Annotated in this window: 13 protein-coding genes; 12 read left to right on the top strand and 1 reads right to left on the bottom strand. The window is 44.0% G+C overall.

Features of this window, described 5'->3' with window-relative positions; translation table 11 throughout:
- The 11 genes from hisB to typA form a co-directional block, all read left to right on the top strand.
- Window positions 1-940: imidazoleglycerol-phosphate dehydratase HisB (hisB, locus tag AC37HE_RS17055; RefSeq protein WP_500784321.1), on the top strand; the 940-nt coding region annotated here is incomplete at its 5' end.
- Window positions 941-987: 47 nt separating this feature from the next.
- The gene (locus AC37HE_RS17050) at window positions 988-1,362 is read left to right on the top strand and encodes a GxxExxY protein (protein WP_500784320.1); all 375 of its coding nucleotides are present in this window, start codon (window positions 988-990) and stop codon (window positions 1,360-1,362) included.
- A gap of 56 nt (window positions 1,363-1,418) precedes the next feature.
- Window positions 1,419-2,303 (top strand): formyltetrahydrofolate deformylase, encoded by an 885-nt coding sequence (purU, locus tag AC37HE_RS17045; protein WP_500784319.1) that lies wholly within the window; start codon window positions 1,419-1,421, stop codon window positions 2,301-2,303.
- Between the two features lie 9 nt (window positions 2,304-2,312).
- The gene (locus AC37HE_RS17040) at window positions 2,313-2,846 is read left to right on the top strand and encodes a TlpA family protein disulfide reductase (protein WP_500784318.1); all 534 of its coding nucleotides are present in this window, start codon (window positions 2,313-2,315) and stop codon (window positions 2,844-2,846) included.
- A 61-nt stretch (window positions 2,847-2,907) separates the two neighbouring features.
- Window positions 2,908-3,507: an imidazole glycerol phosphate synthase subunit HisH gene (gene hisH, locus AC37HE_RS17035; RefSeq protein ID WP_500784317.1), complete on the top strand. Its 600-nt coding sequence runs from the start codon at window positions 2,908-2,910 to the stop codon at window positions 3,505-3,507.
- A gap of 5 nt (window positions 3,508-3,512) precedes the next feature.
- The gene (hisA, locus tag AC37HE_RS17030) at window positions 3,513-4,238 is read left to right on the top strand and encodes a 1-(5-phosphoribosyl)-5-[(5-phosphoribosylamino)methylideneamino]imidazole-4-carboxamide isomerase (RefSeq protein ID WP_500784316.1); all 726 of its coding nucleotides are present in this window, start codon (window positions 3,513-3,515) and stop codon (window positions 4,236-4,238) included.
- Between the two features lie 44 nt (window positions 4,239-4,282).
- Window positions 4,283-5,038, top strand: a complete 756-nt coding sequence (hisF, locus tag AC37HE_RS17025; RefSeq protein ID WP_500784315.1) for an imidazole glycerol phosphate synthase subunit HisF — start codon at window positions 4,283-4,285, stop codon at window positions 5,036-5,038.
- Window positions 5,039-5,071: 33 nt separating this feature from the next.
- The gene (gene hisIE / locus AC37HE_RS17020) at window positions 5,072-5,671 is read left to right on the top strand and encodes a bifunctional phosphoribosyl-AMP cyclohydrolase/phosphoribosyl-ATP diphosphatase HisIE (protein WP_500784314.1); all 600 of its coding nucleotides are present in this window, start codon (window positions 5,072-5,074) and stop codon (window positions 5,669-5,671) included.
- Between the two features lie 401 nt (window positions 5,672-6,072).
- Complete coding sequence (locus AC37HE_RS17015) at window positions 6,073-6,888, top strand: carboxylesterase family protein (RefSeq protein ID WP_500784313.1); 816 nt, start codon at window positions 6,073-6,075, stop codon at window positions 6,886-6,888.
- 245 nt (window positions 6,889-7,133) lie between these two features.
- Entirely contained in the window at window positions 7,134-7,715 is a 582-nt protein-coding gene (locus AC37HE_RS17010; RefSeq protein ID WP_500784312.1) for a hypothetical protein, read from the top strand.
- A 192-nt stretch (window positions 7,716-7,907) separates the two neighbouring features.
- Window positions 7,908-9,713 (top strand): translational GTPase TypA, encoded by a 1,806-nt coding sequence (typA, locus tag AC37HE_RS17005; RefSeq protein WP_500784311.1) that lies wholly within the window; start codon window positions 7,908-7,910, stop codon window positions 9,711-9,713.
- Window positions 9,714-9,934: 221 nt separating this feature from the next.
- Here the strand turns inward: typA and AC37HE_RS17000 are convergent, their stop codons facing one another.
- The gene (locus tag AC37HE_RS17000) at window positions 9,935-10,543 is read right to left on the bottom strand and encodes a DUF4494 domain-containing protein (protein WP_500784310.1); all 609 of its coding nucleotides are present in this window, start codon (window positions 10,541-10,543) and stop codon (window positions 9,935-9,937) included.
- Between the two features lie 207 nt (window positions 10,544-10,750).
- Between AC37HE_RS17000 and AC37HE_RS16995 the strand changes: the two genes are divergently transcribed.
- Window positions 10,751-14,509 carry a hydantoinase B/oxoprolinase family protein gene (locus AC37HE_RS16995; RefSeq protein WP_500784309.1) on the top strand — a complete coding sequence of 1,253 codons (3,759 nt, stop codon included), beginning with the start codon at window positions 10,751-10,753 and terminating at the stop codon, window positions 14,507-14,509.
- Window positions 14,510-14,665 lie beyond the last annotated feature (156 nt).

Here is a 14,665-nt window from a genome sequence, read left to right as displayed (position 1 = left end):
CTCATTTCCGGAGGATACCTTCTGGCCCGCCCACAACAAAATGCTGAAAGCAATGGAAAACGAGGGGATTGTTTTTGATGACATTCTGATCGACCGTCACTTCCCGAAGGACAATGCTCCAACTCGAAAACCAGGAACCGGAATGATGGGCAAATACATGGACGGCAGCTACGATCTTGCCAACAGCTTTGTTATCGGCGACCGGTTAACCGACATCATGTTGGCGAAAAACCTGGGGACAAAAGGCATTCTGCTTAACGACGGCTCGTTAGTTGATGAAATGAAAACACAAGGGCTCGAACAGTACTGTGCATTGGTTACCAACGACTGGGACGATATTTATGCAAAAGTTGCAGCACCGGAGCGCACTGCCAAGGTAGAACGCAACACCAAGGAGACAAAAATCCTCGTTGAACTCAACCTTGATGGTACCGGTAAAGGGAATATCAGCACGGGACTCGGATTCTTCGACCATATGCTGGACCAGATTGCCCGCCACGCCGGTGTTGATCTAACGGTAAAAGTGGATGGCGACCTGGAAGTTGACGAGCATCACACGATTGAAGATACCGGGCTGGCATTGGGTGAAGCCTTCAAATTGGCCTTAGGCGATAAACGCGGCGTTGAGCGTTACGGTTACTGCCTGCCAATGGATGATTGTTTGGCTCAAGCGGCCATCGACTTTGGCGGACGCCCCTGGATTGTTTGGGATGCTGAATTTAATCGTGAGAAAGTAGGTGACATGCCAACAGAAATGTTCTTCCACTTTTTCAAATCGTTTTCCGATACTTCGCTTTCAAACTTAAACATCAAAGCTGAAGGGCAAAACGAGCATCACAAGATTGAAGGTATTTTTAAGGCATTAGCCCGTGCAATAAAAATGGCAATTAAAAAAGATGTGTTTAACTTTGAGCTTCCGTCGACCAAAGGAGCATTGTAGAAAAAGAACCACAAAGAACACCAAGGTTTGCACAAAGAACACGAAGTATGAATTATTTAGAAGATACTTTTAAATTAATACTCGACAATTCGTTTAAAGTACACTCGGCATTGGGGCCAGGCCTTCTTGAAAGTGCATATGAAGAATGCCTAATGTATGAATTACGTCAATCAGGTCTATTTGTGGAACGTCAGAAAGCATTACCATTAGTTTACAAAGATGTAAAATTGGATGCAGGCTATCGGATTGATTTAATGGTTGAGCGACAAATTATAATCGAAATTAAATCGATTGATGCATTAGCCGACATCCATTTAGCTCAAATTTTGACCTACATGAAATTATCCGGTTCCAAACTTGGACTCTTAGTTAACTTTAATGTAAAACAACTCAAAGAAGGCATCAAAAGAGTTATTCTTTAACAATTTTGTGTTCTTCGTGAAAAAACTTAGCGCCCTTTGTGGTAAAAAAATAGAATATGAAAAGCATCAAACAGCTACGTGAAAAAAAGAATACAGCTATTCTTTTGATTCACTGTCCCGATAAACAAGGAATTTTAGCTACAGTTACCGAGTTTCTGAATGAAAATAACGGAAACATCATTTACCTGGACCAATATGTTGATCGCGTTGAAAAGATTTTCTACATGCGGGTTGAATGGGAGCTGGAAGGGTTCGCAATACCTGCTGACAAAATCAAAGAATACTTCGATACCTTGATTGCATCGAAGTTGGAGATGGACTATTCCGTTCACTTCTCAAAACAAATGCCGCGCATGGCGATCTTTGTTTCTAAGATGTCACACTGTTTATTCGACATCCTATCACGTTATACTGCCGGCGAGTGGGAAGTTGAGATCCCCTTAATTATCAGCAACCATAAAGATCTGGAGACGGTTGCCAAGCGTTTCGACATTGATTTTCATTACCTTCCTGTAACAAGCGAGAATAAAGCAGATCAAGAGGCCAAAGAGGTTGAGTTATTGCAGCAATATAAAGTTGACTTCATTGTACTGGCTCGCTACATGCAGGTACTGTCGGCCGACTTTGTGAATAAATATCCGAACAGAATCATCAATATCCACCACTCATTCTTACCTGCCTTTGCCGGTGCAAAACCGTACCATGCAGCACATGAACGAGGCGTAAAAATTATTGGGGCGACCAGCCACTATGTGACTAGTGAACTGGATGGAGGTCCAATCATTGAGCAGGATGTAACACGTTGCAGTCACATAGACACTGTTCCCCGGTTGATTCGCAAAGGTCGCGACCTGGAGAAAATTGTTCTTTCGCATGCCGTATTTAAGCATATTCAGCGAAAGATTTTGGTCTACAAGAACAAGACCGTTGTCTTTAACTAGAAGTAAAAGATGAACTTATTCAACAACAAACTAAAGGGTATTATAGCATTTATCGCTGTTTTGACAGGGCTGAACACTTATGCCCAGAAAGATTATGCCTACATCGTGAAGGTAGGTGATCAGGCTCCGGACTTTGAAACAACCACTCCCAGTGGACAAAAAGTGAAGCTGCCTGACCTGAAAGGGAAAGTGGTGATGTTACAATTTACAGCCAGCTGGTGCTCTGTTTGTCGAAAGGAAATGCCCCATATAGAATCGGAAATCTGGAACAAGTACAAGAACAATCCCAACTTCGCCCTTTTCGGAGTTGATTTAGACGAACCGGCTGATAAAGTCGAAGCATTCGCCAAGGACATTCCTGTCAGCTATCCGCTTCTGCTCGATCCGAAAGGTACGGCATTTTACAAATATGCAGAGAAAGGTGCCGGTGTAACCCGTAACGTCATCATCGATAAAAACGGAAAGATTGTATTTCTGACCCGTTTATTCAAGCAAGACGAGTTTGACGCGATGAAGGCTGTTATTGCGAAATTGTTGAAATAATAGATACATAAGTGCAAAGCACTTGAAACTTGGAATTTAGAATCTGGAACTTTACACAAATATGAACTTAGTCATTATCAAATACAACGCCGGAAACATCGAATCGGTCAACAATGCGTTGCAACGCTTAGGCGTTACGGCTGAGATTACCGGCGACCACGAAAAGATCAAAGCAGCCGATAAAGTGATCTTTCCCGGCGTAGGAGAAGCCAGTACCACCATGGCCTATCTCAAACAGGAAGGTCTCGACAAACTGATTCCCTCACTCAAACAACCGGTATTGGGAATTTGTCTGGGCCTTCAGCTGATGTGCAGCCACTCGGAAGAAGGCGATACCGAATGTCTGGGTATTTTCGAAGAAAAAGTAAAGCGTTTTCAACCCGAACCGGGCATGGAATATGTAACCAAAGTGCCACACATGGGATGGAACACAATAACCCACCTGAAAAGCAACTTATTCGATGCTTCGCTGGAAAATCAGTTCGTTTATTTCGTTCACTCCTACTATGCAACAGTTGGTGAGCACACAGCTGCCGTAGGCAACTACATTAATCCGTTTAGTGCGGCATTAAATAAAGATAACTTTTACGCCACCCAGTTCCACCCTGAAAAGAGCGGGACGATTGGAGCAAAAATTTTGGAAAACTTCATCAACCTTTAATTCGAATGATCACAATAATACCAGCCATCGACCTGATTGACGCCAAATGTGTTCGGCTTTCTCAGGGCGATTACAATCAAAAAACGGTTTATAATGAAAACCCGCTCGAAGTAGCAAAAATGTTTGAAGATGCAGGAATCACCCGCCTTCACCTGGTTGACCTTGACGGAGCCAAAGCAAAACACATCGTTAACTACAAAGTGCTGGAGACGATTGCTTCGAAAACGAATTTGGTGATCGACTTTGGTGGCGGATTGAAAAGCGACGAAGACCTGCGCATTGCTTTCGAAAGCGGCGCTCAAATGGTAACCGGCGGTAGTATTGCTGTAAAAGATCGCGAAACTTTCCTGAGCTGGATTGAAAACTACGGGGCCGAAAAAATCATCCTCGGAGCCGATGCCAAAGACAAAAAAATTGCGGTTAGTGGCTGGCAGGAAGTTTCCGAACTCCCAATTCTGGAGTTCATCGAAAGCTATACACAAAAAGGAATTCAGAAAGTGATCTCGACCGACATTGCCCGCGATGGAATGCTAAGCGGTCCCAGCATTGAATTATACAAAGAGATTTTAGAGCAATTCCCAAAGCTGGAACTTATTGCCAGCGGCGGAATAGCCTCGATGAAAGATATTATAGAGCTTGATGAGATGGGTGTACCCGGCGTAATCACCGGCAAAGCCATTTACGAGAATAAAATCAGTCTTCAGGAGATTAAGAAGTACATTAGCGCATAAGTACTTCAACTTGAAACTTAGAATTTGAAATTTGGAACGACAACATGCTTGCAAAACGAATTATACCATGCCTGGATATCAAAGACGGTCAGACCGTGAAGGGCATCAACTTTGTCAATATTAAAAGTGTAGGCGACCCGGTTGAGCTGGGTGCGATGTATGCCGAACAGGGAGCCGACGAGCTGGTTTTCCTCGATATTACAGCCACCCATGAAGGTCGCAAAACCTTTGTAGAACTGGTGAAACGCATTGCCCGCGAAATAAACATTCCCTTTACTGTTGGTGGCGGAATAAGCGAATTGAAGGATGCGGAAGCCCTGTTGAGTGCAGGCGCCGACAAAATCAGCATCAACTCATCGGCTGTTCGTAATCCAAAACTGATTGATGACCTGGCCTTGAACTTCGGTACGCAATTCGTAGTGGTTGCTATCGACGCAAAAAATTACGACGGTCGCTGGACTGTAACAGTCAACGGTGGTCGTATTCCAACCGACAAAGAATTATTTTCCTGGGCTAAAGAAGCTGAAGATCGTGGCGCAGGTGAAATTCTGTTTACATCGATGGACCACGACGGAACCAAAGCCGGTTTTGCAAATGCCGAGCTGTCCAAAATGGCCGACATGCTGAAAATCCCGATCATTGCCTCGGGTGGTGCAGGAAACATGGATCACTTTGTGGATGTTTTCACCGAGGGAAAAGCTGATGCAGGTTTGGCAGCCAGTATTTTCCACTACAAGGAAATTGCCATTCCCGACCTGAAGCATTACCTGGACAAAAAAGGAATTCCAATCCGCCTGTAAATATTCAAACTGAAAATATAACGCATCATAAATATGAACACATCAATTGATTTCTCAAAAATGAATGGTCTTGTTCCGGCCATCATCCAGGACAACAGCACAAACAAAGTGTTGATGCTGGGTTTTATGAATGAAGAAGCCTTCGCAAAAACCGAAGAACTGGGTAAAGTAACCTTCTTCAGCCGTACAAAAAACCGACTGTGGACCAAAGGCGAAGAAAGTGGAAACTTTCTGAACGTTGTTTCCATCGCTTCGGACTGTGACAACGATACCTTGTTGATTAAAGTGAATCCGGTAGGCCCGGTTTGCCATACCGGCAGCGATACCTGCTGGAACGAAACGAACTCGGAAGATGTCATGTTCCTGAAATATTTGCAGGACTTCATCGACAAGCGTAAAGAAGAAATGCCTGAAGGTTCGTACACCACATCGCTGTTCCAAAAGGGAACGCGTAAGATTACCCAAAAGGTAGGTGAAGAAGCTGTTGAAACCATTATTGGTGCGATGGCTGACGACGATGAAAACTTTATTTACGAAGGCGCCGACCTGCTTTATCACCTGATTGTGCTGTTAACCCATAAAGGTTACCGCATTGAAGATTTAGCGCGCGAACTAAAAAAACGCCACAAATAATACTGGTAAACAATGCTGCTACCTGTGTAAAATGATAAAAAAAGGGACGAATCGAAAAATTCGTCCTTTTTTAATGAGGTAATGTTCATTAAACTGTGTCATTTATTTTTGTGTACTTCTATAGTTTTACTTTGCATCGTTCTCCAAATTTGATGATTAATTCTTGTTTTACTTGCCCCCAATTGGGTGGTTTGCCGGATGACCTGCAAACAAATCCGGACGATCCACATATTTTAACAGGCCAATCGCAAATACAATCGCGCAAGCCGACAAGTTCTGCCAGGAAGTCGAAAACGATTCAAAACAGCTGTTAGCAACTGTAAAACAATACTTTTAACAATTCACCGTTGTATCAGCGAATCAACTTTTTCCTATATTCGCCCCCAACAATCAGCTCCGGTATGCGCTTTAAACTGGTCATCATCTTTCTCTTTTTTATATCTGCAGCATTGAAATCGAATGCAGCAGAAGGTAATCGTTCGTTAAAAAAAGTCCATTACAATTACCTCACTTACGTTCCCGAAAGTTACGACAGTACTCAAGCGAGCTTGTATCCCGTCATCATTTATCTGCATGGTCGTTCGGCTTCGGGCACCGACCTGAACAGGGTGCGTCGTTACGGTCTTCCCTTCTTTCTGGATCGCGGCAAGAAACTCGATTTCATAGTTGTGGCCCCGCAATGTCCATGGGGGAAGCGCTGGTCGAGCGAAAACTGGCTGGACTCGATGATGGTTGAACTGAATGCCAAATACCGGATTGATAACGACCGCATTTACCTGACCGGAATGAGCCTGGGGGGATTCGGAACGTGGGAACTAGCGAATATGTACCCGCATCGTTTTGCAGCAATTGCTCCCATGTGTGGCGGTGGCAAAACAGAATGGGCTGATCATATTTATCATTTACCAACCTGGGTTTTCCATGGTGTTCAGGATCGATTGGTACCTGTTTTTCGATCCGACCAAATGGTAAAAGCACTGGAAGCACACCATGCCCTTGTGAAGTACGACCGCTTAAGTAAAAGAGGACACGATTTACATCGGCTTTACAACAACGACGAACTGTACGAATGGTTTGCCCAGTTTACCCGTCGCCCGATTGACGAAGATAATTCGCTGCAGGAACTTGAACCGCTTTGGTTTAGCGAATTCAGTGATCCCAACCAACCAGCAACAAAAACTCTTGATAAACCATCAGCAAACAGCGCGAACTTTTAAATTACCTTAAGATCTGAAAATACAGCTTGTACTAAACCATAAAAGTTTCAATTTTGATTTTATGTATTGGTCAAAATGACTGACAACCGGCTTTCACTTCATATCTTTCAAATTATTTTCTCATAAATATTCTTTTTTTCAAAACCTCTTTTTGTTTTCTGCGTAATCCATTTTTAAGACACAAAAGTCTTTTAATTTACGCATGACATCATACTTAGCTTGCTTTACCCCTTAAACAAAAGAATATGATGAAAAAACTCACTTCCAGTCTACTTATTTTAGTAGCACTTGCCAGTTGTAGTCCTCAACCGGAGAAGAAACCGGAGACTAAAGCAGCTCCAACTGATGAAGAAATGATTGCACGTGGCAGCTACCTTGTAAATGCGATTGGCTGCGACGATTGTCACAGTCCGAAAATGATGACCGACCATGGCCCGGTACCCGATCCGGCCACCCGATTTGGCGGACACATCGAAGGTGACTTAAGAGATAAAGTCGCGAAAGATGCCCTTGGCAACTGGTTTCTTTTCAATAGTAGCCTCACTGCAGCAGTTGGACCTTGGGGAATTTCCTACGCCGGCAACATCTCATCTGACCAAACCGGAATAGGCACCTGGACAGAAGAACAGTTTATTCGAGCCATGCGCGAAGGACAATACAAAGGTTTGGTAGGCACCCGGAAGCTGCTTCCACCGATGCCCTGGCAAAATTTCGCCAAGTTAACCGACGATGACCTTAAAGCGATGCTGAAATACCTGAAAAGTACTAAACCCGTGCAAAATGTTGTTCCTCCTCCGGTCTCTCCCGAGGAATTAATGAGCAAATAACGATAACACCCGGAATTAAACAGCAGCGAATTGGGGCTATCCTTCCTTCAGATACAAGGTTTGGGCAGCCCCAAATTCAATTGATAGTCACCATCTTTCAACATTCCTGTTAAGTTACCGTCAATAAATAACAACCAAAGGATAAACCATTCGAAATAAAACTATCTTTGCGCCACCAATTTTGGAGAATTTATGCAGAAGATCAGAAACATCGCAATTATTGCGCACGTTGACCACGGCAAGACGACTTTGGTCGACAAAATCATTTACTACTGTAACCTCGTTAAGGATCACGAAAAACGTGAAGACCTAATTCTCGATAACAACGATCTGGAACGTGAACGCGGGATTACTATCCTGGCTAAAAACGTTTCGGTAACTTACAAAGATGTAAAGATTAACATCATTGATACCCCAGGCCACGCCGACTTTGGTGGTGAGGTTGAGCGTGTACTGAACATGGCTGACGGTGTACTTTTACTGGCCGATGCCTTCGAAGGTACCATGCCTCAAACACGCTTCGTGCTTTCGAAAGCATTAGCGCTGGGCTTGAAGCCAATTGTGGTAATCAACAAAGTGGATAAACCAAACTGTCGCCCTGAAGAAGTGCATGAACAAGTGTTCGACCTCATGTTCAGTTTAGATGCAACCGAAGAACAGTTGGAATTCCCTACGATTTACGGTTCGGCAAAAGAAGGTTGGATGACCACTGACCTGGCTGAAAAAACCGATAACATCGGTCCGCTGTTGGATGCCATTTTGGAAAATATTCCGGCACCAAAAGAAAATCCGGGAACGCCGCAAATGCTGATCACCTCACTGGACTACTCATCATATGTTGGACGGATCGCCATTGGACGTATCCATCGCGGTGAGTTGAAAGAAGGCATGCAGGTAGCATTAGCGAAACGCGACGGTTCAGTTAAGCGAAGCAAGATCAAAGAGATTCATACATTCAGCGGTTTAGGTCGCCAAAAAGTTGATTCAATGCACGATGGCGACATCTGTGCCTTGGTTGGAATCGAAGGTTTCGACATTGGCGATTCAATTTGCGACATTGAAAACCCGGAGCCACTGGATCCGATTGCTGTGGACGAACCAACCATGAGTATGGTGTTCACAATTAACGACTCTCCTTTCTTCGGTAAAGAAGGTAAGTTTGTGACCTCACGCCACCTTAAAGAACGTTTGGACAAAGAGCTGGAGAAAAACCTAGCCTTGCGGGTAATTCAAGGTGAATCAGCTGATTCATTCACCGTTTATGGTCGTGGTGTTCTTCACTTGTCGGTATTGATTGAAACCATGCGCCGCGAAGGTTATGAATTGCAGGTTGGTCAACCTAAAGTGTTGTTCAAAGAGATTGGCGGTATTAAATGTGAGCCTATTGAGGAAATGCACGTTGACGTACCTGATGAATTCAGTGGTAAGGTTGTTGAAATGGTAACTATCCGTAAAGGTGAAATGCAAAATATGGAGCGCAAAGGCGACCGTATTCACCTGGAATTTCTGATCCCATCACGTGGTATCATCGGCTTACGTACCAACATGCTGACAGCAACTGCCGGAGAAGCCGTAATGACTCACCGTTTTATTGAATACCAACCAATGAAAGGTGAAATTGAAGGCCGTCAAAACGGATCGTTGATTGCCAAAGAACCAGGTACAACATTTGCTTATGCCTTGAACAAGCTGCAAGATCGTGGTAAATTCTTCATTGGGCCGCAAACTGAAGTTTACGAAGGAATGGTAATTGGTGAAAATAGCCGCGGGGACGATATCGTAGTAAACGTTACGCAGTCGAAAAAGCTGACCAACATGCGTGCCTCAGGCTCTGATGATAAAGTGAAGCTTGCTCCACCAATCGTATTCAGTCTGGAAGAAGCCTTGGAATATATTGGTAAAGATGAGTACCTGGAAGTAACACCACAATCTTTACGTATGCGTAAAATTTTCCTGAAGGAAGCAGAACGGAAACGAGGCGGAAAGATCAACTACTAGCAACAAATAACATAGCATATTTTCAAACAGCGCTTACCGACAAAAAATGGTAAGCGCTGTTTCTTTTTTTAACACCTACGATTTGCTTTTTGCACACTAATTGTTGTAACTTGTTTCATGTTAGCTAAACAACATACTTGTTTAAGCGGCATTTGTAATCCTGTGGTTTCCTCTAAAAGAAACAGACCCGCCTGAGAGTATCAGACGGGCCTGTATTTATTTTAGGCGTTTGTATCGTCATCGGTTTCCCCATCCGCAATTGGCGGATCATCATCAAAATTAGCGGGATCTTCATCCAAGGGAGTCTCTTCAAATTGTTCAGAAGCCAACAGATCTTCGGTTGTCTCATGAACTTTCTCCATAGGCTTCAAATGCGGAGGAACATCCTGAGGCTGTTGTTCATCGGCAAAATACGGAAATACATCAACAATCGGGCTTAGTGCCATCGAAGTGGTGTTATAAGGAACCAATATATACGAAAGTCCTTCTTCCAAGCGCTGAAAAGCCTCTTTGAAATCGTCGGCTGCCACCAGGAAGTAGTTATTTACTTTCTTCTCTTTTCCAGCCTTCTCATCAATCGTCACAATCGCAATTCGGGCTTTATACCAGTATTCGCCGCTTTCGGCCGGAAATATCTCAATGACATTTGATTTTTTAATGTTGTCAATCTGAAACTCGCCACGGATAATCTGCTGCATTTGCTGAATTGTCCGGGCTTCTGCATCGGTGAATGAAACGGCATCAACCAGGTACGACTCGCTTACTTTTTTTTCGCGACCATCCTGATCAAGCTTCACATATTTTACTTTTACTTCGAACCAAGTTTGCATGTTATTCATTTTTTATCAGCACACAAAGATATTCGCTTTGCCGAGTATGTACCTTCTTTTCAATATTAATTATCCACAAAAATCCCTCCCCCACAAGTGAACTGGCTGAAAGGATATTAAATATTGCAGAATAAGCCCTCTGATCTCCTCCAATCGGTGTATTTACTTGTATTTTAGTCTTCACATTAAACGATCAGTTTTTAAGGAATGGCAAAAACAGTTTTTCAGATCTTTGTTGACACAGGAGGAACCTTCACCGACTGTATTGCGATTGATAATAACGGCAATGAAAGTCGTCAGAAGGTATTAAGCAACAGTAGCCTTCGAGGTAATGTAACCCATATTACATCGCCCAAAGAACTTCTTATTAATCAAAGCTGGAAAATGGAACGAGATATTATACGAGGGTTCTCCTTCAAATTTTTAGGAGAAGAGTATGGTTCCGTAACTGTTCAGTCATTCGATCCTTCAACCAGCCAATTAATTTTATCGACAGATCTCCCCCAGGAACATCTAAAGGAAGGAGCTAATTTCGAAATCACATCCTTCGAGGAAGCTCCTGTGCTTGGAGCCCGGTTGCTTACACATACCGCACTCGATGAAGAATTTCCGGATATGATCCTCAAGTTAGGGTCGACCAGGGGAACAAATGCACTGCTTGAACGCAAAGGTGCCAAAACACTCTTCCTTGTCACAAAAGGTTTTAGAGATTTACTGGAAATCGGAAACCAGGCACGACCAGACATTTTTGCGATGAACGTGGTTAAACGAAAACAGCTTGCCTCACAGGTTTTGGAAGTGGAAGAGCGGATTGATTCGAAAGGAAATATCATCCAGACTTTGGATATTCAGTTATTACAAGAACAGCTCACTGAACTCAAAGGCCAGCAATTTGAATCGGTTGCCATTTGCCTGATGAATGCTTTCCTCAACCCGATTCATGAGGAACAAATCAAAGTGCTTTTACAGCAGATGGGCTACAGATTCATCTCCGGATCGGCAAACCTCAGTCCACTCATAAAAATTGTTCCCCGAGCTGAAACCACCGTAGCTAATGCCTATCTGGCGCCGATTATTTACGACTATATTGAAAACATTTCCGGTAAAATAGGTAACAAACAGTTCCAGGTAATGACCAGCGCCGGGAGCCTGGTTGCCGCTAACAATTTTCATCCCAAAGATAGCTTACTAAGCGGCCCTGCCGGTGGTGTGGTTGGGGCATCGAACATTGGGAAAGAACATGGCTGCAATAAGCTAATCACCTTCGACATGGGAGGAACATCAACGGATGTTTCTCGCTACAATAAAGACTTCGACTATCGCTTCGAGCTCGAAGTAGGTGATTCGCAAATCAACAGCTCAGCCATTGCTATTGAAACGGTAGCTGCAGGAGGTGGCTCCATTTGCAGCTTCGACGGTTACAAACTCACTGTAGGTCCCGAGAGTGCAGGTGCATTCCCAGGCCCTGCATGTTATGGTGCAGGAGGCCCCCTAACCATTACCGACGTCAACTTACTTCTAGGCCGCCTCGAAGCATCACGTTTCAGCATACCCGTTTACCCCAAAGCTGCAGAAGAACGCCTGCAAGAGCTAATCAGTTCAATCGAACAAAAAAGCGGGCAAAAGCAATCTTCAGAAAAGATCCTTCATGGTTTTGTGGAAATTGCCAATGAGATTATGTCCGGGGCAATCCGCAAAATATCGATTGCTAAAGGTTATAATCCAAAGGATTTTGTACTGGTGGCCTTTGGTGGAGCCGGCGGCTTACATGCTTGCGATATAGCTGACATGTTGCAAATGAAAACCATATTACTACCTCAGGATGCCGGGTTACTCAGTGCTTATGGCATCGGGCAGGCCCGGGTTGAACGTTTTGCAGAGCAACAAATTTTACAAGGCTTCGATGCTTTCAAACCAGAAATGAAAGGCCATTTTAGAGCCATCGAGCATAAAGCGCTGGCAACACTTCAGCTTGAAGGTTTTGAAAAAGAAGAACTTGAGATTCGTCAAAAACTAATTTTCCTTCGCTTTTTCGGGCAGGATAGTTCGTTGGAAATCCCCTATAGCAGTACAGAAGATTTAATTGAGATCTTTAACCGAAAATACGAGCAACTCTATGGGCACCAGGTTAAAAACCGGAAAATTGAGGTTGAAGCAATTCGGGTGATTGCCTCGGTGAAAAAAAGTCCGAAGCAAGAAATAGCGTCAACCAGTCAGAGTTATAAGCCTGAAGCGGGTTCAGTTACCACTACTGGTACTCCTATCTATATGCGGGATTTCTTAAAAAGCGGAGCCGAAATTGATGGCGAAGCACTCTTTCTTGATAACTATGCAACCACATGGATAAAACCCGGATGGCATCTTGGACTAGCAGACAATGGTACAGCTATTCTTCGTAAAGATGAATCCATTCAACAAAGCACGAATAGTCAGACCCGGGAAACCGAGCTCGAGCTGTTTGCCAACCGGTTTATGGCTATTGCCGAAAATATGGGTGCATTACTCCAGCGCACAGCATTATCTGTGAACATTAAAGAGCGGCTCGATTTTTCGTGTGCCTTGCTTGATGCTGATGGAGGCTTAGTTGCCAATGCCCCGCATATCCCTGTTCATCTAGGAGGATTAGGTGTTTGCGTACAAAGTTTACTTCAACACTTTAGCTTTGAGGATGGTGATACCATCGTAACGAACCACCCTAAATACGGCGGCTCTCACCTCCCCGACGTGACCTTGGTTACGCCGGTATTTCACCTCGGGAAACGCATTGCTTTTTTGGTAAACCGGGCTCACCATAGCGAGATCGGGGGAATTAGCCCGGGATCAATGCCCCCCAATGCCACCAGCCTAGTAGAGGAAGGCGTTGTTATTTCCCCTTTCTACCTGATAAAAAAAGGCCAGGTAGATTGGACCGGTATGCGAGATATTCTGCGGAATGCTTCTTTCCCCAGTCGTTCGATTGAGGAAAATCTGGCTGACCTGAATGCAGCTATAGCGGCAAACAAAAACGGACATGATGCTTTATTAGAGCTCGTTGATCAATACGGGGAGAGTACAGTAACCGAATATTTTAGCCGGTTGAAGCAACATGCCTCCGACAAAATGAAGGAAACACTTTCGAAATTCAGCAACGGGAAATACACCGCTACCGAATATCTCGATGATGGCAGTCCGCTGAAGGTTTCGATTGAGTTACAGGATGGGCAATGTAAAATTGATTTTACGGGTAGCTCCGCCGTACATCCGGGGAATATGAATGCAACCGAAGCAATTGTGCATAGTGTAATCATTTACGTTCTCCGCATTCTGCTAAACGAGCCAATCCCGTTAAACGACGGGCTTCTCACCCCTGTTTCCATAAACTTGCCAACAGGTATGCTGAATCCTGATTTCGATGATGATCCGGCAAAATGTCCGGCTGTTGTTGGGGGAAACGTTGAAATCAGCATGCGATTAACAGACACACTTCTAAAAGCTTTCGGCGTAATGGCTGCCAGCCAGGGAACAATGAACAACACCTTGTTCGGCAATAAAAACTTTGGGTATTACGAAACAATCTGCGGAGGTTGTGGGGCTGGAAACGGATTCAATGGAGCAAGTGCCGTACATCATCACATGACAAACACACGGATTACGGACCCCGAGGTTTTGGAGCATCGTTACCCGGTACGACTCGATGAATTTAGTATTCGCCAAAACTCGGGCGGAAACGGAAAGTGGCAGGGTGGAAACGGAATTATTCGAAAACTCACCTTCCTTGAACCGGTTAATCTCTCAGTACTGACACAAAGGCGGCAATCGGGACCCTATGGTATAGCAGGTGGAGAGGACGGAGAACCTGGCCGTCAATATATTTTGACAGCCGCAGGAAAGATCATTCCTGTAAATTCAATTCAAAATATCGATTTGGAGGAAGGCGATCAATTTGTAATTGAAACTCCTGGTGGTGGTGGCTTCGGAAAAGGATAAGCATGTAATCAGAAGGTATATTCACCCGTTTTGTAAACAATTTTGTACTCCAAAACGCTTTAATGAAGTTACTCATTCGATTTGAAGTTTAATTTAAAAACTCGATATTATGAAGTCAAACATGGGAACTGCCGACCGCCTGATCCGTGTGATCAT

The sequence above is a fragment of the Mangrovibacterium sp. genome, from assembly GCF_059905295.1.
The sequence above is the reverse complement of the archived record's forward strand: the minus strand, read 5'-3'. Positions and strand labels throughout refer to the sequence as shown.

Bases quoted from the DNA above. Each gene is read 5' to 3' on its own strand.
- AC37HE_RS17050 (WP_500784320.1), top strand. From the start codon at position 988: ATGAATTATTTAGAAGATACTTTTAAATTAATACTCGACAATTCGTTT.
- purU (WP_500784319.1), top strand. From the start codon at position 1,419: ATGAAAAGCATCAAACAGCTACGTGAAAAAAAGAATACAGCTATTCTT.
- AC37HE_RS17040 (WP_500784318.1), top strand. From the start codon at position 2,313: ATGAACTTATTCAACAACAAACTAAAGGGTATTATAGCATTTATCGCT.
- hisH (WP_500784317.1), top strand. From the start codon at position 2,908: ATGAACTTAGTCATTATCAAATACAACGCCGGAAACATCGAATCGGTC.
- hisA (WP_500784316.1), top strand. From the start codon at position 3,513: ATGATCACAATAATACCAGCCATCGACCTGATTGACGCCAAATGTGTT.
- hisF (WP_500784315.1), top strand. From the start codon at position 4,283: ATGCTTGCAAAACGAATTATACCATGCCTGGATATCAAAGACGGTCAG.
- hisIE (WP_500784314.1), top strand. From the start codon at position 5,072: ATGAACACATCAATTGATTTCTCAAAAATGAATGGTCTTGTTCCGGCC.
- AC37HE_RS17015 (WP_500784313.1), top strand. From the start codon at position 6,073: ATGCGCTTTAAACTGGTCATCATCTTTCTCTTTTTTATATCTGCAGCA.
- AC37HE_RS17010 (WP_500784312.1), top strand. From the start codon at position 7,134: ATGATGAAAAAACTCACTTCCAGTCTACTTATTTTAGTAGCACTTGCC.
- typA (WP_500784311.1), top strand. From the start codon at position 7,908: ATGCAGAAGATCAGAAACATCGCAATTATTGCGCACGTTGACCACGGC.
- AC37HE_RS17000 (WP_500784310.1), bottom strand. From the start codon at position 10,543: ATGCAAACTTGGTTCGAAGTAAAAGTAAAATATGTGAAGCTTGATCAG.
- AC37HE_RS16995 (WP_500784309.1), top strand. From the start codon at position 10,751: ATGGCAAAAACAGTTTTTCAGATCTTTGTTGACACAGGAGGAACCTTC.